Annotated in this window: 17 protein-coding genes; 9 read left to right on the top strand and 8 right to left on the bottom strand. The window is 74.1% G+C overall.

All coding sequences use genetic code 11. The features are described from left to right. Positions 1 to 196 precede the first annotated feature (196 nt). Positions 197 to 907, top strand: a complete 711-nt coding sequence (locus ACFVFR_RS07520; RefSeq protein WP_383698738.1) for a helix-turn-helix domain-containing protein — start codon at positions 197 to 199, stop codon at positions 905 to 907. 264 nt (positions 908 to 1,171) lie between these two features. Here the strand turns inward: ACFVFR_RS07520 and ACFVFR_RS07515 are convergent, their stop codons facing one another. Then, positions 1,172 to 1,585, bottom strand: coding sequence for a VOC family protein (locus ACFVFR_RS07515; RefSeq protein WP_383698737.1), 414 nt, complete (start codon positions 1,583 to 1,585; stop codon positions 1,172 to 1,174). Between the two features lie 235 nt (positions 1,586 to 1,820). Between ACFVFR_RS07515 and ACFVFR_RS07510 the strand changes: the two genes are divergently transcribed. Both ACFVFR_RS07510 and ACFVFR_RS07505 read left to right on the top strand, forming a co-directional pair. Further along, positions 1,821 to 3,248: a serine hydrolase domain-containing protein gene (locus tag ACFVFR_RS07510; RefSeq protein WP_383698736.1), complete on the top strand. Its 1,428-nt coding sequence runs from the start codon at positions 1,821 to 1,823 to the stop codon at positions 3,246 to 3,248. A 786-nt stretch (positions 3,249 to 4,034) separates the two neighbouring features. Next, positions 4,035 to 5,393 (top strand): GDSL-type esterase/lipase family protein, encoded by a 1,359-nt coding sequence (locus tag ACFVFR_RS07505; RefSeq protein WP_383698735.1) that lies wholly within the window; start codon positions 4,035 to 4,037, stop codon positions 5,391 to 5,393. A 987-nt stretch (positions 5,394 to 6,380) separates the two neighbouring features. On the opposite strand, the gene ACFVFR_RS07500 is transcribed toward ACFVFR_RS07505, so the two are convergent. Further along, positions 6,381 to 6,854, bottom strand: a complete 474-nt coding sequence (locus ACFVFR_RS07500) for a GNAT family N-acetyltransferase (protein WP_383698734.1) — start codon at positions 6,852 to 6,854, stop codon at positions 6,381 to 6,383. Positions 6,855 to 6,875: 21 nt separating this feature from the next. Then, positions 6,876 to 7,283, bottom strand: coding sequence for a MarR family winged helix-turn-helix transcriptional regulator (locus tag ACFVFR_RS07495; protein ID WP_383698791.1), 408 nt, complete (start codon positions 7,281 to 7,283; stop codon positions 6,876 to 6,878). 418 nt (positions 7,284 to 7,701) lie between these two features. Here ACFVFR_RS07495 and ACFVFR_RS07490 point away from each other — a divergent pair, with 418 nt between their 5' ends. Beyond that, positions 7,702 to 9,024, top strand: coding sequence for an MFS transporter (locus ACFVFR_RS07490; protein WP_383698733.1), 1,323 nt, complete (start codon positions 7,702 to 7,704; stop codon positions 9,022 to 9,024). Here the strand turns inward: ACFVFR_RS07490 and ACFVFR_RS07485 are convergent. Further along, a complete protein-coding gene (locus tag ACFVFR_RS07485; RefSeq protein ID WP_383698732.1) occupies positions 8,997 to 9,515 on the bottom strand; it encodes a DUF2269 domain-containing protein in 519 nt (172 codons plus the stop codon). The genes ACFVFR_RS07490 and ACFVFR_RS07485 overlap by 28 nt on opposite strands. A 113-nt stretch (positions 9,516 to 9,628) precedes the next feature. Between ACFVFR_RS07485 and ACFVFR_RS07480 the strand changes: the two genes are divergently transcribed. From ACFVFR_RS07480 to ACFVFR_RS07470, 3 genes are all read left to right on the top strand, one after another. Then, positions 9,629 to 10,261 carry an HAD family hydrolase gene (locus ACFVFR_RS07480; RefSeq protein ID WP_383698731.1) on the top strand — a complete coding sequence of 211 codons (633 nt, stop codon included), beginning with the start codon at positions 9,629 to 9,631 and terminating at the stop codon, positions 10,259 to 10,261. Between the two features lie 559 nt (positions 10,262 to 10,820). Then, positions 10,821 to 12,749 carry a globin domain-containing protein gene (locus ACFVFR_RS07475; protein ID WP_383698730.1) on the top strand — a complete coding sequence of 643 codons (1,929 nt, stop codon included), beginning with the start codon at positions 10,821 to 10,823 and terminating at the stop codon, positions 12,747 to 12,749. 75 nt (positions 12,750 to 12,824) lie between these two features. After that, the gene (locus ACFVFR_RS07470) at positions 12,825 to 14,792 is read left to right on the top strand and encodes a pyridoxamine 5'-phosphate oxidase family protein (protein WP_383698729.1); all 1,968 of its coding nucleotides are present in this window, start codon (positions 12,825 to 12,827) and stop codon (positions 14,790 to 14,792) included. Positions 14,793 to 14,859: 67 nt separating this feature from the next. Here ACFVFR_RS07470 and ACFVFR_RS07465 read toward each other — a convergent pair whose 3' ends face one another. The 4 genes from ACFVFR_RS07465 to ACFVFR_RS07450 all read right to left on the bottom strand — a co-directional run bounded on the left by ACFVFR_RS07465 (position 14,860) and on the right by ACFVFR_RS07450 (position 18,412). Beyond that, positions 14,860 to 15,378 (bottom strand): NUDIX domain-containing protein, encoded by a 519-nt coding sequence (locus ACFVFR_RS07465; protein ID WP_383698728.1) that lies wholly within the window; start codon positions 15,376 to 15,378, stop codon positions 14,860 to 14,862. A gap of 148 nt (positions 15,379 to 15,526) precedes the next feature. Continuing rightward, positions 15,527 to 16,432, bottom strand: coding sequence for a LysR family transcriptional regulator (locus ACFVFR_RS07460; protein WP_383698727.1), 906 nt, complete (start codon positions 16,430 to 16,432; stop codon positions 15,527 to 15,529). A 271-nt stretch (positions 16,433 to 16,703) separates the two neighbouring features. After that, entirely contained in the window at positions 16,704 to 17,939 is a 1,236-nt protein-coding gene (locus tag ACFVFR_RS07455; protein WP_383698726.1) for a cystathionine gamma-lyase, read from the bottom strand. Positions 17,940 to 18,034: 95 nt separating this feature from the next. Continuing rightward, on the bottom strand, positions 18,035 to 18,412 hold the full coding sequence (locus ACFVFR_RS07450) for a phage holin family protein (protein ID WP_383698725.1): 378 nt from the start codon (positions 18,410 to 18,412) through the stop codon (positions 18,035 to 18,037). Between the two features lie 43 nt (positions 18,413 to 18,455). On the opposite strand from ACFVFR_RS07450, the gene ACFVFR_RS07445 reads away from it, so the two are divergent. Then, complete coding sequence (locus ACFVFR_RS07445; protein ID WP_383698790.1) at positions 18,456 to 18,773, top strand: cupin domain-containing protein; 318 nt, start codon at positions 18,456 to 18,458, stop codon at positions 18,771 to 18,773. Positions 18,774 to 19,144: 371 nt separating this feature from the next. Beyond that, positions 19,145 to 19,366: a DUF5326 family protein gene (locus ACFVFR_RS07440; RefSeq protein WP_383698724.1), complete on the top strand. Its 222-nt coding sequence runs from the start codon at positions 19,145 to 19,147 to the stop codon at positions 19,364 to 19,366. Positions 19,367 to 19,390: the final 24 nt, after the last annotated feature.

Here is a 19,390-nt window from a genome sequence, read left to right as displayed (position 1 = left end):
GGCGCGGCGGGCAGCGGCTCTCCCCCATCGCCCCCGCCGGCGGGTGTCGTCGTGGCCGGCGCGCGGCGCCGGACCGGGCCCCCACGGGGTGGTCGGGGAGCCGGGCGGGCAATGTACCAAGGGCGTCGGGTATCGGCGCCGCTGGTGGGACGCGGTCTCCGGGGGCTGGGCGGCGCCGGCGAGGCATGCTGGGGACATGTATCGAGAGCGGCGGTCGCGACTCGCGGGGACGGTGGTGTGGGAGCGCCGCGCCCCGGCGTGCGCCGGTGATGTACGGGTGCTGCCCGACGGGTGTACGGATCTCATCTGGTACGCGGGGCGGCTCCTGGTCGCGGGCCCCGACACGCGGGCCCATCTCTTCGCGGACCGGCCGGGGGCGGCGCACACCGGGTTGCGGTTCGCGCCCGGTGTGGGACCGGCCGTGTTCGATCTGCCCGTGTCGGAGTTGCGGGACCAGCGGGTGCCGCTCGACCAGGTGTGGCCGGGGGCGGAGGCCGCGCGGTTGGCCGAGCGGGTCGCGGCTGGGCCGGAGGCGGATCGGGCCCGGGTGTTGGAGGCGGCCGTGGCCGCGCGGTGGCGTGCCGGGCCGGCGCGCGGCGGCGAGTTGGCGCCGTCGTACGCGCGGGTGGTGCGGGGGTTGCGCGCGGGTGGCACGGTGGCCGCTCTGGCGCGCGATGTCGGGCTCAGCGAGCGGCAGCTGCGGCGTCGGTGTCTGGACGCGTTCGGGTACGGGCCGAAGACGTTGGCCCGGGTGTTGCGCATGGGGCGCGCGCTGGAACTGGCCCGCGCGGGGGAGCCGCTCGCCCTGGTCGCGGACCGGGCCGGGTACGCGGACCAGGCGCATCTCGCCCGCGAGATCCGCGCCTTAGCGGGCGTGTCGGTGACGGAACTGCTGGCCGCCGGCTGACGAGGCCGCCGGCGTACGCCGCGCGACCGGGCCCCGCCCTCGGGCTCCGTCACGCGGTTCGGCACTCCCGCGTGCGGCCCGGCGCGCCGCCTCGTCTGTCTCGCCGTCGCCGTCGCCGGCCGACGTTCGGTGCCGGTGCCGGTTCGGTGTCGGTGCCAAGTGCGGCTGCCGGGTGGCAAGCGGCAGCGCTGGTCGCGTCGCTGGTCAGCGCTCCGCCACGGAGACCAGCGCGGTGGGCGCGGGCCGTGGCGCGCAGGGGCGGATTCAGGGGGCGGGTGCGGCGTCGGGTAGCGCGGCGAAGAGGTCCACGGTGTTGCCGTCCGGGTCGTGGAGCACGGCGTACCGCTGGCCCCAGAAAGCGTCCCACGGCTCCCGGTGACCGGCGTACCCGTCCCGGGTCAGCTCCGCGTACAGCGTGTTGACCTCGTCGGGGCTGTCACACGCGAACGCCAGACCCAGCCGGTGACCCCCGCCCGGGGGCGGGGTCCAGTCGGGGTCGAAGGACCTGACCGTCGCCACGGTGTCCCACGCGATCCGCAGCCCGCCGGGCAGCGTCGTCTCGACGTGTGGCTGGTCGTCGGCGTCGGCCGGGAGGTCGAGGCCGAGGCGGCGGTAGAAGGTGAGCGAGGTGGCCATGTCGTCCACGACCATGCCGATGAGGTCGAATCGAGGTGTCATGCGATCACGTTAGGCAGGCGTGGCGGGCCCGGTCTTGAAGGAATCGGACGTGTCACGGTCACCAAGCGCCTCGTACGCTCACGCGGACCCACGCCGACCCTGCCCTGTCCCGCCCCCGCTCCCCCCCCGCTCCGGCCGGGCGGGGCGGGGACGCGATTCTCGGTGTCGGGGCGTGTGCCGTGGTGGTTAGGGTCCGGGGACGGGACCGCAGGATCGATCACCGACGAGGAGCAGCATGACCGAGACCGCCCCGCTTGATGAACTACTTCCCGCCACCCGTCGCGCTCTGCTGCACCGTGTCGCGGTCGGACAGGCCAAGGGACGTGCCCCCTCGGTGGTGGGAGCGGTGGTACGGGATGGGCAGTTGGTGTGGTCGGGGGTGCGGAGCGCGCTGGACGGGCAGACGCCCGACGTCGACACGCAGTACCGCATCGGCTCGATCACCAAGACGTTCGTCGCGGTGCTGGTGATGCGGCTGCGCGACGAGGGGCTGCTCGACCTGGCCGACCCGATTCGTACGCACCTGGCGGACCGGCTGGCGGCGGAGGGGGCGGACCCGTCCGTGGGCAGCCAGACCATCGCCGACCTGCTGTCCCACCGCAGCGGCCTCGCCGCCGAGGCACGCGGTCCGTGGTGGGAGCGCACCCCGGGTGACCTGCGCCCCGAGCTGGGCGAGATCTTCGGCGAGCGCCCGCAACGCCATCCCGCTGGGCACACGTTCCACTACTCGAACCCCGGTTACGCACTCCTCGGCGCCTTGGTCGAGCGGCTGCGGGGAGCGCCGTGGGACGAGGTGCTGCGCCGCGAGGTGTGGACGCCGCTCGGGATGACCCGCACGTCCGCCCTGCCCGAGGCCCCGCACGCACGGGGCTGGGCGGTGCACCCATGGGCGGACGCGGTGCAACACGAAGCCGTGGAGGACATCGGACTGATGGGGCCGGCGGGGCAGTTGTGGTCCACGGCGGCGGATCTGGCCCGCTTTGTCACGTTCCTCGCACGAGGCGACGACCGCGTACTGAGCGCCGCGACGCTGGCCGAGATGCGCCGGCCCGCGAGCGCGCCCGAGGGTGCCGTCTGGGAGGACTCGTACGGGCTCGGTCTCCAGGTGATCCGCCGGGACGGCCGGGAGCTTTTCGGCCACAGCGGTTCCATGCCCGGTTTCCTCAGCTCCGTGTGGGTCAGCCCCGACGAGAACCTCGCCGCCATCGTGCTGGCGAACGCCACGTCGGGCCCGTTCACCACGGCCATCGCCACTGACCTGGTACGCATCGTCGCCGAGCACGAGCCGCCGCTACCGGAGCCCTGGCGTCCGCTGCCGGACGTGGACGCGGAGCTGCTGGCGCTGACCGGCGCCTGGTACTGGGGCACCTCCACCATCGTGGTCCGCCTGAGCGCCGACCGCTGGCTGGAACTCGGCCCGCTGCGGGGTGGCGGCCGTGGCTCGCGCTTCCGCCCGGAGGCCGACGGCACCTGGACGGGGCTCGACGGCTACTACGCCGGGGAGACGCTGCGCGTCGTGCGTACGGAAGCGGCCGACGCCACCGCCGGGGCGGCGGCCAGCACCCATCTCGACCTGGGCTCCTTCGTCTTCACCCGCCAGCCGTACGAGCCGACGGAGTCCGTGCCCGGCACGCTCGACCCCGAGGGCTGGCACGGCGTCTGACCGTCGCCGACTCGAACTGACCGGATGTGGCCGGCGCGTGCGGTTCCCTGACCCGGACGCACTCGCCCGTTGACGCCTGCTGGCCGGCCCCGGCTCGGCACCGTACGCCCCGACCCGCCCCCGATCCGCCCCCGACGCCACGCCGACGCCGGCGGGGACACCGCGCCCCCGCGCCCCCGCCGGCGTACGCCCCCGCCGGCGCACACGTCCACCGGCCACGCCGCACCCACGTGCGCGCCGCGCACCCCATGCGCACCTCGCACCGACCCGAGCACCTCCCATCCGGCCGGGCGCCCGCACTCACCTGCGCACTCGCACCCACCTGAGCGCCTGGCGCCCCACCCACCACACACCCACCCACCACACGCCGTGCCCTTCGCACCGGGTGCGGCGCCCCTCTGCGTACCCGGCGCGCCCCTTCCCCGCGAAGTGCCCGCCCGCACACACCCCGCCGCCCCCACACACCCACACGAGCCAGGCCGCACCCGGCGTCCCCGCCCCCCATCCGCAGCCCCTCGCGCGCGTGAAGCGCCCCTGTCGCGCCGCTCCCCCGCCCCTCCCGCGCGCGGAGCACCCTTCCGCGCCGCCCCCGCCGCTGTACACCACCCCCTCGCGCGCGAAGCGCCCCTGCCTAACCCTGCTGGTGGTACGCGGGACGCGCGTACGCACCGGCGGTGGCTGGGTGCGCGGCGCCGCGCGGCACAGGCTGTTCTCCAGACGGCTCGCGAGGCGCAACCGCGCATCGACCGCACGGGCGCCGCGTCACTCACACCCTGGAGAACAGTCATGCGTTCCGCTTCCCCCCGGCTCGCCATCTCGCTTGTCGCCCTCACCGCCGTGTTCGCCGCATCGGGCGTCGCCGGCGCCCACTCCCGGCTCACGACCGCGACCCCGTCCGGTGTCGGTGCGGCTGACACCCAGCAGTCCCGGGCACATACGGACTGGTCAGCGGGGTGGGCGGCGCCCGTGCAGCGACCGAGCACCGGCTTTGAGAAGAACTGGTCCGAGACGGGTTTCGCCGACCAGACGGTGCGCCAGGTGGTGCGGGTCACCAACGGTGGCAGCGCCGCCCGCATCAGGCTCTCCAACCGCTACGGCGACCAGCCGCTCCGGATATCCGGGGCGACCATCGCACGCGGCGCGGACGGCGCGTCCGTACGGCCGGGCACGCAGCGGAAGCTGACGTTCGGCGACCGGACGGCGCTGACCATCCCGGCGGGCGCCGAGGGGGTCAGCGACACGGCCCCGCTGCGGGTCAAGGCGTTCGACACGGTGACCGTGACGCTGTACTTCGCCGAGCCCACCGGCCCCGCGACCTTCCACTCCCAGGCGTACGCGACCAGCTACCGCGCCCGGGGCGACCACCGTGGGGACCGTACCGGGAAGGCGTTCCGCGAGCGCACCCACTCCTGGTACTACCTCTCCGACGTCGAGCTGACCGGCGGCCGGCCGGCCCACGCGGGCCGTGCGGGCGGGGCCACCGGCCCGGGTGGCTCGGCCGCCGCGCGCCGGGGGACCGTCGTCGCGTTCGGTGACTCGATCACCGACGGCTTCGGCTCCACGGTGGACGCCGACCGCCGCTATCCGGACCAGCTCGCCGAGCGGCTGGCCGCCGCCGGCAGGCCGCGCCCGGTGCTCAACGCCGGCATCGGCGGGAACCTGCTGCTCAACGACTCGGCCTGGTTCGGCGACCGGGCGGGGGACCGCTTCCAGCGGGACGTGCTGGACAAGCCCGGGGTGAGCTCGGTGATCGTCTTCGAGGGGCTCAACGACATCGGCTTCAGCGAGGTGGACCTGCCCACCTACAAGCCCAATCCGCAAATCTCGGCGGCGGAACTGATCGAGGGCTACCGCGAGCTGATCGACCGGGCGCACGCACGGGGCGTACGCGTGGTGGGCGCGACGATCCTGCCGTTCAAGGGCGCCGAGTACCACACACCGCGCGCCGAGGCGAAGCGTGAGCGGGTCAACGAGTGGATTCGCACGTCGGGTGAGTTCGACGACCATGTCGACTTCGCCGCCGCGCTGGCCGACCCGGCCGACCCGACGGCGCTCAACCCCGCGTACGACAGCGGCGACCACAAGCACCCCAACGACGCCGGCTACCGGGTCATGGCGCAGGCGATCGACCTCGACACCCTCTGACCACCAGCGGCGCCACAGTCCCACCAACCCCAGCGACCGGCCCCCGAGGGAAGCCCCTCGGGGGCCGCCCCATGGCCGAGCCCCGCGCGCCGCACCACCCGCGCGTCGCACCACCCGAGGGGCGAGCCGTGAGCGACCGCACACCACTGCCTGGCCCCGGCCCCGGCTACGCGGTCGACATCCAGCTCCGCCCGCCGCCCGGCCCTGGCCGACATCCGGCTCTGCCCAACGCCTGGCCCGGTTCGACACTCGGTCCTGCGTGACGCACGGCTCCGCCCGACCCCGGTCCTGCTCGACGTACGGACCGCTCGACGCCGAGACCCCGCCCGCTGTCGATGTCGATGCCGATGCCGAAGTCCCGCCCGCGCCGCCCTGGTACGCGCCGGCTGCCGCCCGACCGCCCCGGCGGGCCCGACCCGCCGCCCTCCCGTGCCCACCCCACTGCGGGAGTCCCCATGACGCACTCCCCTGCTACGACACGAGGCCGGTGAGGCCGGTGGGACCAGTCGGGCCCATGCGGACAGCGCGCATCGGAGACGGCGCACACCACACACCACACAGCGCGCAGCGCACCGCACCGCACGCGGCGGACGAGGCGCACAGGCCAGACGAGGCGGGTCCCGTGAGTGACGGAAGAGGCAGGACCCCGCGAGCGCCGTACGAGGCCGGAACCGCACGCACCACGCACCACGCAGCACGCGCCGCACACCACGCAGCACGCACCACGCGCCGCACGCACCACGCGGCAGTCAGGCCGGATCGGCAAGCCCTCCCCCCCCCCCGCGAGCGAGCGATCCCGGCGAGGGGCAGTGGGCGCGTAGGCGCGGACACGCGCCACGTCAGGGGCGGTCGCGACCGCGATCAGGAGCCCGTCGCGGATCGCGGATCGCGGATCGCGGATCGCGGATCGCGGGCTCGGGCACGCCCGCGCCGTTGGCGGCGTGACCACCGTCGCGCCCGGCGGGCGCGGGCCGCGTGCCGCCGCGGTCACAGGTGCAGCTTGAATCCCAGGTGGGACGCCTCGAACCCGAGGCGTTCGTAGAAGCGGTGGGCCTCTATGCGGGTGGCGTCCGACGTGAGCTGCACCAGGTGACAGTCGGCGCGGCGGGACTCGGCGATGGCCCACTCGATCATCTGCGTGCCGAGGCCGCCGCCGCGCTCGTCGGCGTGGACGCGCACCCCCTCGATGATCGAGCGGGTGGCGCCGCGCCGGGACAGGCCGGGGACGAACGTGAGCTGGAGCGTTCCGACCAGGCGGCCGTCCCGGACGGCCGCGAGCAGCCACTGGTTGGCGTCGGCGGCGATCCGCTCGTAGGCCGCCTGGTACGGAGCGAGGTCGTCGGGTGTCTCGCGCTGGGCGCCGAGCGCGTCGTCGGCCAGCATCGCCACGATGGCGGGGATGTCCGACGCGCGCGCCCGCCGAAACTCGACGGGCGTCCCGGACTGCTCGAAATCGCTCATGATCCGGAGGCTACGCCTCGGTCACACGCGGGTCGGTGTCGGCCCCAGAGTACGGACAGCCGTTACCAAAGGTGCCAATTCCGGGCGTTTGGCGGCTTCCTGTAGGGCCTCGCTGAGTGCGGCGTCATGGACCGGGCGCGCCCGGTCCAGCAGCTTTCGGCCGTCGTCGCTGACGTCGGTGTAGATGCCTCGGCGGTCGGTCGGGCACAGGTAGCGGACCAGCAGGCCACGGTCCTCCAACCGGCTGACCAGGCGCGTGGTGGCGCTCTGGCTGAGGACGACGACATCCGCGAGCTGGTTCATGCGCAGATGGCCGCCCTCGCCGTCGTGCTGGTCGCTCAGCACGTCGAGCACGGAGTACTCGCGCACGCTCAGCTCCGCCGCCGCCTCCAGGGCGCGCTCGATGTGCGCCTCAAGGCGGCTGTGCAGTGCGGAGAGCGCGCACCAGCCCTGGGCGAGGGCACGCCCGGGGCGCGGCGCCGGTGCCGTGTCGCTTCGTTGTCCCTGGTCGCGGTCGGCGGCCTGGGGCGCCGGTCGCTTGCCATGGGCCGAGGCCGGGGCCCGTGGTGGGCGCGCGGGCGCCCCGGCGGTCCTGGTCGAGGTCTGGTGGGTCTCTCGCGTGGCCGCCGGGGTCGGGTCGAGGTCCAGGTGCTGGTCCTCGCCCTGGTCAGCGGCGTGCCGGTAGTCCGTGGCCGAGCCGAGCTGTTGTGCCATGAGACGCCCCCTTCGGTGTCGTACGACCCAGGATAGGCCACCGGCGAAATAGCCCGCGCTTGCATTTATCCCGCGCCTGCAATTATTGTCTGTGCTTGTACACGCTGGCTGCAACGTTCTGGAAGGTGCCGTTATGCCGCTCGCCCTGGTGGCCCTGGCCGTAGGTGCCTTTGGCATCGGAACGACCGAGTTCGTGATCATGGGTTTGCTCCCCGAGGTGTCGGACGCCTTCGGGGTCTCGATTCCGACCGCCGGCTTCGCCGTCACGGGGTACGCCCTGGGCGTCGTGGTGGGGGCTCCCTTCATGACGGCGATCGGGACGCGGCTGACCCGTAAGCAGATGCTGTTGATGCTGATGGGACTGTTCATCGCGGGCAACCTGATCACCGCGCTGGCGCCCGCCTTCGGCGTCCTGCTGGTGGGCCGCGTGCTCGCCTCGCTCGCCCACGGCGCGTTCTTCGGCGTCGGCGCCGTGGTCGCCGCCGACCTGGTCGCCCCGGACAAGCGGGCCGGGGCCATCGCGAGCATGTTCATGGGTCTCACGCTCGCCAACGTCATCGGCGCCCCGCCCGGCACGCTCATCGGGCAGCACGCGGGCTGGCGCGTCACCTTCCTCATCGTCGCCGCGCTGGGCGTGCTCGGCCTGCTCGGCATCGCCAAGCTGGTGCCGGCCCGCCCCGAACCCGCGGCGGCGCGGTTGCGCGAGGAGTTCGGCGCCTTCCGCAAGCCGCAGGTCTGGCTGTCCATGGCGATGACGGTGCTGGGCTTCGGTGGCGTCTTCGCCGCCATCACCTACGTCACGCCGATGATGACCGAGACGGCGGGCTTCGCCGAGTCCAGCGTGATGTGGCTGCTGGCGCTCTTCGGCGTCGGCATGGTCGCGGGCAACGTGGTCGGTGGCCGGTACGCCGACCGGCACACCATGCGGCTGCTGTACGTCAGCCTCGTCGGCCTCGCCGTGGTCCTCGGCCTCTTCACGCTGACCGCCCACGTCAAGGTCACCGCCGCGATCACCCTCGTACTGATCGGGTTCTTCGGCTTCGCGACCGTGCCGCCGCTCCAGAAGCGTGTCATGGACCACGCGGCCGAGGCCCCCACCGTGGCCTCCGCGGCCAACATCGCCGCCTTCAACCTCGGCAACGCGCTGGCCGCGTGGCTCGGCGGGCTGGTCATCTCCGCCGGCTTCGGCTACACCGCGCCCAACGTGGTCGGCGTGGGTCTGGCCCTGTCGGCCCTGGGCGTCGCGGTCTTCGCGGCCTGGCTGGAGCGCCGACAGGGGACCGGGCCGGTCCCGCACAGCCGCGTCGTCCGCGCCGGCGACCCGGTCGCCCAGAGTGGACCGGTCGCGGCGGACGCCGCGCCGACGACGGTGGCCCCGGCCCGGGCAAGCGGTCCCGAGGCGCGCGTACCGGCCCAGGACGCCGCCCGTCAGCCGGCCGCGGACCTGACGCTCTGACGCCGGTGGCGGCGGCCCCGGGCCGTCAGCCCCCAGGGCTTGAGCACGGAGACGGCCGTGACGAACACGTAGGTGGCCAGCGCCACCGCCGGCGGGACGATCACATCGACCGGGTCCGCCACGTGTTCGCCGGCCGCCGCCCGTGCCGCCACGTCGTCGATGCCGGCCCGCAGGGAGAACGCCGAGAGCCCCGCGGTGACCAGGTTCAGCCAGAACTTCGTGTAGACCCAGCGGTGTCGAGCCAGCCCCCAGGGCGTCCCCAGCGCGAGGACCAGCCCGCTGACCAGGGCGAGCAGGCTCAACGGAATGATCAGCCAGTCGCCGAAGACCTTCATGGCCCGGTACGCGGCCTCGGCGGCCGCCGCCGAGTCGGCCCCGGCCCCGGCGATGGCGAGGGCGAGCAGCCCGAGGGTCACCCCGAGCCAGCCGACGGAGACGACGACATGGACGACGAGAAGGGCACGACGGGCGGGCCTGGTGAGCTGGCGCATGCCTCTCACGGTGCCGCCTTCGCCCCCGCCCGGCGTCGCACGGCGGGAGTATCCCCGGGGCCTCCGTAGGGAGCAGCCCCGGCCCCGGGTGCCTACGCCTACGCTCGACAGGCATGACCCGACTTCACCTGTTCGACCTCGACGGCACCCTGATGTACGGATCGGCCGCGCCCGTGGAGATATCCCGGCAACTGGGCCTCGAAGCGGAGATCGCCGACCTGGAGCGGGCGTTCGCGCGCCGGGTGCTGGGGCCGCCGGAGTTCGCGTCGCGGGTACGGGAGCTGTGGGCGGAGCTCACGGAGGCGCAGGTGGTCGCGGCGTTCGACGGGGCCCCGTGGCTGGCCGGGATACGCGAGGTGTGGGCCGACATCACGGCGCGCGGCGAACGGTGCGCGGTGATATCGCTCTCGCCGGACTTCTTCGTACGCCGTCTGCTGGAGTGGGGTGCCCATGCGACGTACGGTTCGGTTTTTCCGGCCGTCCCCTTTCGCGAGCCAGTAAGCCCGGGCGGCATCCTCAGTCCAGCGGCGAAGGTGAAGATCGCGGATGAACTGTGTGAGAGATTCGGGGTGACGCGGTCGGAATGTGTGGCCTATGGGGACTCGATGTCGGACGCCGAACTCTTCGCGGTGCTGCCGACGACTGTCGCGGTCAACGCTGACCAGCACCTGAGTGGGCTGGCCTCGTATACGTATGTGGGGCGTGATCTCCGCGCCGCGTACGAATTGACCGGCAACCACCGGTAATTGCGCTGATAAGGCGGACATAGGGGCCGGCGAGCACGGGACTTGTGCATTCAACCGGGGCGGGTATGGTCAACCCGTTCGAACGTGAGAACGTCATCGGCGCCCTTGTGTGGGTACACCGGTGAGCCCAGCCTAGCGGGAACGGGAGTACGGGAAGCGGGAGTTCGGGCTATTGCCCCCGCGCCCTGGGTGCGGGTGGCACGCTGACCGACGAAACACCACGCACCTGGGCGTATCGCCGTCCGGTGGCCGGAGCGCACGCCGGGTGACGGCGGAGGCGGTCGGGCGGCGGGCCGCGAGGTGCGGGGAGCGGTTCGGGAACTGGCCCCGCGCGGTACGCGTGGGAACCAGTGAGGGCCGCACGGCGGGTGGGTCGCGCGGGCGGCCCTTTTCCGTACACGTGTCGCTGAACGAGGAGCCCCCGACGGGGAGGGAGAGGGGGCGGCGGGGCCGCGAGGCGTGCGCCGGGTGTCCGCGCCCGGGCGGGCGGGCCCGACGAAGAGCGACAGCGACGCAGACTGACGAAGTCCGGCAGAGAGATGTTCGAGGCGAGGCAACCATGAACGCTCCGACCACCACGTCAGCCGACGACAGCGAGTCCGGTGGTTCTGGTGACAACCATGGCGACGACCGTGAACGCGGCTGGTTCACCCCGACCCGGCAGGTAGCCGACGCGCCGCCACCGACCCGGGGCGCGGACGGCCGTCCAGTGGACGACGCCGGCGCGCGCGGCGCCGTGCCGGCCACGGGCGCGCGGGCGCGCGGGCGTTCCGTCGCGGCCATCAGGCCGGTGGGGCGCGGCGCGGGCGCCGCGCCGCCGGCCCCCGGCCACACCGCCCCGGCCGCCCCCCGCCCGGACGGTCCACGGCGCGGCGAACTCCCCCCGCCCGCCCCCGCGCGCCGCGCCGCTCCCGGGGAGTACGACGCCCCGCGCCAGCACGCCGAACACCAGCGGGCCGCCGAGCCCGCGACGGGCCGCGTGACACCGCCCGGCCCGCCCCACCCCGCCGCGCCGGCCCGTCTCGAACCAGCCACCTCCGGCCGTCTCGAACCCGCCGGGCCGGGCCGTCTCGAACCCGTCGGACCCGCGCCGCGTACCGCCCTGCCGGACCGCCCCGACCAGGACGTACGGCAGGCGCGCGGAGCGCACTCGGTTCCCGCGATGCGGCCGGCGCCCGAGGCGGAGGCGCTTGCCGCGAGACCCCTGCCGTGGCCCGCCCCGGCGCGCCGCCCGCTGGACGCGCCCGGCTCCGACCGGCCGCGCGAGGGCGCCGGCCCCGCCGGTGGCGCACTCGCCCTCCGGGGCGACGCGGCCGTCGACCGCGCCCCGGCGAGGGCGTTCGGCGACCTGTCGGCGAGCGCGTCGGCCGACACCCAGCTCATCCGGCGCACCCTGGCCGAGATCGAGCCCATCGCGGACGAGGTCACCTCGCACTTCTACGCCCTGCTCTTCCTCAACCACCCCCACCTGCGCGACCTGTTCCCGGCCTCCATGGACGCCCAGCGCGACCGGCTCTTCAAGGCCCTGCTCACGGCCGCGCGGCACGCCGACGAACCGGCGGTCCTGGAGGAGTACCTGGGGCACCTGGGCCGTGGCCACCGCAAGTACGGCACGCGGTCGGACCACTACCCGGCGGTCGGCGAGAGCCTGCTGGGGGCGTTGGCCCGGTACGCGCCGCACACCTGGGGCGAGGCGGCGGAGGCCGCGTGGGTGCGGGCGTACACCACCATCTCGCAGACGATGATCGACGCGGCGGCCGAGAACGAGCTGTACGCGCCGGCCTGGTGGCACGCCGAGATCGTGCGCCACGAGCTCCGCACACCGGACATAGCGGTCGTCACGGTGCGCCCGGACCAGCCGTACCCCTTCCGCGCCGGCCAGTACGCGAGCCTGGAGACGCCCTGGTGGCCACGGGTGTGGCGGCACTACTCGTTCGCGGCGGCGCCGCGTTCGGACGGGCTGTTGTCCTTCCACGTGAAGGCGGTGCCGGCCGGCTGGGTCTCCACCTCCCTGGTCCACCACGCCAACCCGGGCGACGTGATCAAGCTCGGATCGCCGGCCGGTTCGATGGTGGTGGACCACGAGAGCGACAACGGGCTGCTGTGCCTGGGCGGCGGGACCGGCATCGCGCCCATCAAGGCACTGGTCGAGGACGTCGCCGTACACGGCAGAAAGCGACCGGTCGAGGTCTTCTACGGTGCCCGGAGCGATCACGATCTGTACGACATCGAAACCATGACGCGCCTGGAGCGGGAGCATCCCTGGCTCTCGGTGCGCCCCGTCGTCTCGGACGCGCCCACCAGCGGACTGAGCGGCCCGCTCCCGGACGCCGTGCGCGAGCACGGCCCGTGGACCGCGTTCGACGCCTACCTCTCCGGGCCACCCGGGCTGATCCGCAGCGGAGTGACCACCCTGCGCGGCATCGGCATACCACCACACCGCATTCGCCACGACTCCCTCGACGAACTGGTGGGTGCGCTCGACTAGGCACGGCGCGAAGGCACCGCGCATAACAGCGGGGGCGACGAGCGGGGGATGGGGAGCGAATGAGGACAGGGGACGGTGGAACACGTGGAGACCGAGTCGGAACGCGCCGCCGCAGGCACGGCTGACCCCCAGGAAAACACCGCTCCCGGACCGCGCCACCAGCCGCACACGGAATCCGACGCGCATGTCGGTGACCCGTCCGAGCGACGGTGGGGCAGCGCCGGGGAGCGCGTACTACAGGAACAACTCGGCACCCAGCAAAGGGCCGGGCGTTTCTACGACGAGCAGATGCTGGGCCATCTCAACGCACGCATGCGGGAGTTCGTGGGGCGCCAGGAAATGCTGTTCCTGGCGACCTCGGACAGGAACGGCGAGTGCGACAGTTCGTTCCGGGCCGGCGCTCCCGGGTTCGTCCAGGTCCTGGACGAACACACGGTCGCCTATCCCGAATTCCGGGGAAACGGCGTCCTGGCGAGCCTGGGGAACATCGAGGAGAACCCCCACGTCGCCCTGCTCCTGCTGGACTTCCAACGGGACCGCATCGGCCTGCACATCAACGGCCGGGCGCGGGTGGTCGCGGACGACGCCATGCGGGAGCGCCACGCGCACCTGCCGGTCGACCCGGTGCCGGGCCGGCGCGCGGCGGTCTGGGTCGAGGTGACCGTCGAAGAGGCGTACGTGCACTGCTCGAAGCACATCCCGCACCTGGCCAAGGTGGAGCGGACGGCACACGGCGAGGCCCGAGCCGGCGACAGCGACGACCACCGGCGCAAGGGCGGCGACTACTTCGGCGCGGCGGCCGACGCGCGCGCCCGCCGTGGCCAGAGCCGGAGCGCCGACAGGCGCCCGGCCCCCGACCCCCACCCGACCACCCACCGGCCCCCCGCCCACCGGGACCAGAACCTCGCCCACCAGGACCCCGAGGACCTCCCCCCGCCGCGTCCGCCGTACGACGCACCGATGGCGGAGCGGCAGCCGGCGCCTCAGCGGCACCTCATCACCCAGCAGCTCCCCCCGCCCCAGCGACCTCGCGCGACGGAGCGGCCCGCCACCGCCGACCACCTCACCGCCGACCACCTCACCGCCGAGCGGCATCCCGCCGCCCCGCCGCCCGAGGAGTTCGCCGCCGAACGGGTCGCCCCCGACCCGCTCACGGGCGGGTGGCCCGCGCCTCCGCACGCCGCCGCGCCCTCCCCCACGTGGCCCGCGCCTCCCGCGCCCCCGCACACCGCGCGGCACCGTGCCAACCCGGCGCCGCCGCCTCCGGCCTGGCCGCCCCCGGCCGGGCCCCCGCTGCCGGCCTGGCCGCCGGCCCCGCCGCACCCGACCGCCGGCCCTGCCCCGGACGGGCAGGAGGAACCCCACGTGTGGCAGGAGGCGGTGGAGCGGGTGCTGGACCGGGCCCGGCACCCGCGTGCGGGGGACGAGGACGAGGCGCGGCAGCGGCCGTTCGCGGGCTGGTTCGTGGAACCGGACGCCCCGGCCAGGCCCCCGTCGGAGGCCGCCCCGCCCCCGGCCGACCCCGCGCCCGCCCCGTACGGCGACGGGGCACCACCTGGCTACGCCGCGCCGCACGCGTACGCCTACCCGCCCCCCGCCGCCGATCCGTACGGCGCGGCCCCCGCGCCCACCACGGACGCCTTCCCCCCGACGGCCGGCCCGCCCCCGACCGCGTACGACCCACCGGACGGCACGTACGGCCGCTCCAGCGGGGAGGCGTCCGCACAGCCCGGCGTCCCGTACGGCCCACCCGACCCGGCGTACGGCTCACCGCACACCGCGTACGCCCCGGCAGACCAGCCCTACCGGCCGCCCACCGACGCGTACGGATACGAATATCCGAACGACACCTACGGACAGCGCGACGACGCCTGTCGACAACCAACCGACACCTATGCGACGACCGTTGACGCATACGGTCAGCCAGTCGACATCTACGGGCTCCCCGACGCCGGCCGCTCGCTCGCCCCACCGCCCCGGGCGGACGCCGAGCCGGCGCCGCCCGTGACCGTGACCTGGCCGCCCGGCGCGCCCGACCGGTAGTCCGCGCCGACGACACCCGGTACGGCCCGTCGTCGCGGGGCGCCGTCGGGGTGGGCGGGGCTGGCGGTCAGCCGAGGTCGCCGGCGAGCAGGGCCCGTACGCCCTCGATGTTGGCGTCGAGGAAGTCACGGAGCGCCGGCGGCACCACGTCCACCGAGGCGACGCCCTCGCGGGTGAACGGCACCCGCACCACCTCGTACGCACCGCGCGGGGCGTCCACCTCGGGGCCGTGGCGCTTGGTCAGGTCCATCGAGGCGAGCCGGCAGGCGAAGAAGTGCTGGACCTTCACGCCCCGGTCGGGGACGTCGCGCTCGGGGAGGGCGTCGCGGGTCGCGTCGATCAGCACGGTGTCCACGAAGGCCGGCACCACATCGGTCACCTTGGCCCCCAGCTCCTCGTCCACCTCCCGGTGCAGGGCGTCGACGACGGTGGGGTCGTCGGGCTCCACCCCACCGCCCGGAGTGATCCAGTACGGGGCCTCGCCGGGCTTGGTCCGCTTGATCAGGACGAGCTGGGGCGTGGCGTCGAGGTCGCCGTCGAGCAGGATGGCGCGGGCGGTGCGTTTGACCACGGGCCGTTCGGTCATAGGGGAGGTCTGCCGCGCGTGGCGCCTCGCGAAACCCCGATCGGCCTGGTAGGGGCGTCGCGGGCGTGGCCAGGCGGGCCACCGCCCCCACCCGACCCGGACCGGCCTTCGGCCGTATCCGCTGCTCCCTCGCCCGGCCCGGCGCCCCTCACCAGTCGACGGCGGCGCGCAGCAGCCACTCGTGGACGCGGGCGAGGTGCGGGGCCGGCGAGCCGGTGCGCTTGACCAGGAAGTAGGTGCGCAGGGGCGGCACCGGCGGGTCGATCAGTGCCACCACCTCGCCCTTGTCCAGCGCCTCCATGCACAGGTAGCGCGGCAGGACGGCCAGCCCGCAGCCCGCCATCACACAGGCGAGCACCGCCCGTAGGTCGGGTGCGACGATGGTGGCCGAGGCGGTGACGGGCACGTCGAACACGGCCGCCCAGTACGCGGTGACCAACGGCAGGCTCTCGTGCACCTCCACGATCGGCACCGGTTCCAGCGCGTGGCGCAGGACCGAGGGACCGCCGCCCGCGCGCAGCAGCGAGGTGCCGAGCCGGGCCGCCCAGCGCGGGGCGGCGACCAGCACGTGTTCCTCGTCGCACAGCGGGGTCGCGGTCAGCAGGCGCCCGCGCGGCTGGGTGGTGGTGATGGCCAGGTCGTACTGGTTGGCGGACACCCCGGCGAACAGCTCGTCGGCCGTGCCGAAGGCGGTGCGTACGGCCAGCCCGTCCAGGGTGAGGTGGGCGAGCGCGGGCAGCACGCGCAGCGTCGTGAACTCCGGTGGCCCGCCCAGGTGGAGCGTGCGGCGGGCGGTGACGTCCGCGCTGTCGGACTCGGTGATCTCCAGGAGCGCGTCGATGTGCGGCGCGGCCCGCTGCGCGAGTTCGTCGGCGGCGCTGGTGGGGGTGACGCCCCGGGCCCCACGGATGAACAGTGGGCGACCCAACTGGCGTTCCAGGGACCGGATCTGCCCGGTGACGGCGGGCTGCGACAGTCCGAGCAGGGTGGCCGCGCGGGTGAGGGACCCGGCGCGGTACACCGCGATGAACGTGCGAAGCAGGGCCAAGTCCATCGATTCCCCTCAGTATCGGATGCCCCGCCGCCCCTCAACTATAAATATGTCGATAGGTTCATGTCGCTAGGGTGATTGGACACTGACGCACAGTCAACTAGCCTGGATCGCGCGGTTCGACGAGCGTGGAACCGTGGCTGGCAGAGCCACGAGGGGGGAGGTTCTGCCAGCCAGCCGCGTTCTCCGCCCCGCCGCTCCCGCGCGCCCCGTGTGACTCACCCGCGGCGCGCGCCCCGTGCGTCCCACTCCGCCACGCGCCGCGCGCTACGCGTCACACCGTGGCGCCGGCCGCCGCCGTGTCCAGGGCCTGGCGTACGTCCGCGAGCAGGTCCTCCGCGTCCTCCACGCCGACCGAGAAGCGGATGAACCCCTCCGGTACGTCGTCCCCGCCCCAGCGTCGGCGCCGCTCGGCGGTCGAGCGCACGCCGCCGAAGCTCGTCGCGTCGCTCACCAGGCGCAGGGCGGCCAGGAAGCGCTGGGCGCGGTCGCGGTCGGGGAGGGTGAACGAGACCACGCACCCGAAGCGCCCCCCGAGCATCTGCCGGCTGGCCACCTCGTGCGCGGGGTCCCCCGGCAGCCCCGGGTGACGCAGGCCGGTGACCTCGGGCCGTTGCGCCAGCAGACGGGCCAGGGCCAGCGCGTTCGCCGCCTGCCGGTCCACCCGCAGCTGCAGGGTGGCCAGGGAGCGGTGGGCGAGCCAGCTCTCCATCGGGCCCGGGACGGCGCCCACGCTCTTGCGCCAGGCCCGCACCTCGGCGGCCAGCTCGGGGGTGCGGCAGGTCACGTACCCGAGCAGCAGGTCCCCGTGCCCGGTGACCGCCTTGGTGCCGCTGGCCAGCGAGAAGTCGGCGCCGAGCGCGAGCGGGCGCTGGCCGAGCGGGGTGGCCAGCGTGTTGTCGACCGCCACCAGCGCGCCGTGCGCGCGGGCCGCGGCGACCAGCCGGGGTACGTCACAGACGTCGAGCCCGGGGTTGGACGGCGTCTCCAGCCACAGCAGCCGTGCCCCGGCCACGAGCGGGAGCTGTGCGTCGCCCCCGGTGGGGGCGGTGCGTAGGGTGACGCCGAAGCCGGCCAGCCGCTCGCGCAGCCCGTGCAGCAGGTGGTAGCCGTCGGACGGCAGCACGACCGTGTCGCCCTGGCGCAGCTGGGAGAAGAGCACGGCCGACATGGCGGCGGCGCCGGAGGCGAAGACGACGGTCTCGGGGCGCGGCACCGGCCCGGTGGTCGCCGCCGGGTCCGCTTCGGTCGGGCGCGCCGCTTCGGCGGGGCACTCCAGCTCGGTGAGCGCCCGCTCCAGCAGCGTCCAGGTCGGGTTGGTGTCGCGGCCGTAGGTGTACGGCCCGCCGAGCGGGTCCGCGTCGCCGGGCAGGTGGAAGTGGGCGGCGAAGACGGGTCCGGGCAGCGTCGGCTCGTACGCGGCCGGAGCGGGCAGTCCCGCCCGTACCGCGCGGGTGCCGTCGCCGCGCGCCCCGACCCGCGAAGCGTCCTCCTCCGGTGGGCTGTCCATGGCCTTCTTCCTTCCGTCCGTGCCCCCGCGAGACTCGCGCGCGGGTCCGTGCCTGTCGGGTGTCGCGGCCGTGGTCGCCGGCCGTAGGTCGTGGGTCAGTCCTGATCGGGGAGGGCCGCGTTCAGGGCCCAGGAGACGATGGAGATGATCAACGCGCCGACGAACGCGGCACCGAAGCCGTCCACGTGGAAGCTGAGGTCGAACGAGTCGGCCAGCCACGAGGTGAGCATCAGCATCAGGGCGTTCACGACGAGGGTGAACAGGCCGAGCGTGACCAGGAACAGGGGAAACGAGAGAAACTTCACCACCGGCTTGACGATGAAGTTCACCAGCCCGAAGAGCAGGGCCACGAGAATCAGGGTGAGCGTCTTGCGACCGGTGTTCTCGCCGGTCAAGGTGATGTCTTTGAGTAGCCATATGGCGACCCACAGGGCCGCCGCGTTCGCGAGCGTCTTTACTACGAAGTTCCTCATGGAAGCGATCGTTGCAGATGAGACAGCAAGGGGTGGAGAGGGCATGAAGGCGTTCCGGCTAGACGAGCTGGAGGCGGAGCGCGCCGCCAACCAGGGGGCGTACCTGCAGTTCCTCCGGGAGCGCAACATGTCGGTGGGCCTGTACGCGCTGGACGCGGGCACCGTCGATCCGCAGCAGCCGCACCGGCAGGACGAGGTCTACCTGGTGATGAGCGGCCGTGGCGCGATCACCGTGGGCGCCGAGACCACGCCGGTGGCGCGCGGCAGCGTCGTCTACGTTCCCGCGGGCGTGCCGCACAAGTTCCACCACATCACGGAGGACCTGCGGGTCATGGTGGTCTTCTCGCCGCCCGAGAGCTGAGCCGGCGCGGACCGGGCCCGCCGCCCCGGCCGGCGGGGTCCTTCCGCTCGCGCCGGCCCGCGCGGTCCGACGCGGGCCGGCGCCCGCGCGTCGGGGGTGGCTTGCGGGTCGGCGGCGGGCGCCCCTGACAGGGGCGGGCCCTGCCCCGACCGGCCCGCGCCGCGCCGTGTGGGGCCCCGCCGCCCCCGTGGCGTAGCCCGTGAGGGCGAGGCGGGGCCGGTGGTCCCGTAGGGGACGGCTCAGGGGAGTACGAGGGCTGACCGGGCCCCACGAGTCGCCGCGCCGCCTTAGCATCGGGAGTACGAGGGGGACTCCAACGAAGCAGCGAGATCACGGGATCGAGCAGGGCGAGCAGAAAGCAGGGTGCCATCGTGGCCGCGAAGCGGATACTCCAGGGACTGCCGTGGTGGGTGAAGTGGGTCGTCGTGCCCCTTCTGATCATCGTGGTCTTCGGCGGTCTGATCACCAGCGTCGTCGGCTTCGTCGCCTGGTTGCTGTTCCGGGCCCTGCTGCTGGTCGCCATCATCGGCGGCCTGGTGTACGTGGTGCGCAAGTTCACCTCCTCCTCGCGGTCCTCACGCGACGACTGGTAGCCGCCACGCGGCCCATGCCCATGG

It is taken from the genome of Streptomyces sp. NPDC057702, from assembly GCF_042799315.1.
Lineage (GTDB): Bacteria > Actinomycetota > Actinomycetes > Streptomycetales > Streptomycetaceae > Streptomyces.
The sequence above is the reverse complement of the archived record's forward strand: the minus strand, read 5'-3'. Positions and strand labels throughout refer to the sequence as shown.

Bases quoted from the DNA above. Each gene is read 5' to 3' on its own strand.
- ACFVFR_RS07520 (WP_383698738.1), top strand. From the start codon at position 197: ATGTATCGAGAGCGGCGGTCGCGACTCGCGGGGACGGTGGTGTGGGAG.
- ACFVFR_RS07515 (WP_383698737.1), bottom strand. From the start codon at position 1,585: ATGACACCTCGATTCGACCTCATCGGCATGGTCGTGGACGACATGGCC.
- ACFVFR_RS07510 (WP_383698736.1), top strand. From the start codon at position 1,821: ATGACCGAGACCGCCCCGCTTGATGAACTACTTCCCGCCACCCGTCGC.
- ACFVFR_RS07505 (WP_383698735.1), top strand. From the start codon at position 4,035: ATGCGTTCCGCTTCCCCCCGGCTCGCCATCTCGCTTGTCGCCCTCACC.
- ACFVFR_RS07500 (WP_383698734.1), bottom strand. From the start codon at position 6,854: ATGAGCGATTTCGAGCAGTCCGGGACGCCCGTCGAGTTTCGGCGGGCG.
- ACFVFR_RS07490 (WP_383698733.1), top strand. From the start codon at position 7,702: ATGCCGCTCGCCCTGGTGGCCCTGGCCGTAGGTGCCTTTGGCATCGGA.
- ACFVFR_RS07485 (WP_383698732.1), bottom strand. From the start codon at position 9,515: ATGCGCCAGCTCACCAGGCCCGCCCGTCGTGCCCTTCTCGTCGTCCAT.
- ACFVFR_RS07480 (WP_383698731.1), top strand. From the start codon at position 9,629: ATGACCCGACTTCACCTGTTCGACCTCGACGGCACCCTGATGTACGGA.
- ACFVFR_RS07475 (WP_383698730.1), top strand. From the start codon at position 10,821: ATGAACGCTCCGACCACCACGTCAGCCGACGACAGCGAGTCCGGTGGT.
- ACFVFR_RS07465 (WP_383698728.1), bottom strand. From the start codon at position 15,378: ATGACCGAACGGCCCGTGGTCAAACGCACCGCCCGCGCCATCCTGCTC.
- ACFVFR_RS07460 (WP_383698727.1), bottom strand. From the start codon at position 16,432: ATGGACTTGGCCCTGCTTCGCACGTTCATCGCGGTGTACCGCGCCGGG.
- ACFVFR_RS07455 (WP_383698726.1), bottom strand. From the start codon at position 17,939: ATGGACAGCCCACCGGAGGAGGACGCTTCGCGGGTCGGGGCGCGCGGC.
- ACFVFR_RS07450 (WP_383698725.1), bottom strand. From the start codon at position 18,412: ATGAGGAACTTCGTAGTAAAGACGCTCGCGAACGCGGCGGCCCTGTGG.
- ACFVFR_RS07445 (WP_383698790.1), top strand. From the start codon at position 18,456: ATGAAGGCGTTCCGGCTAGACGAGCTGGAGGCGGAGCGCGCCGCCAAC.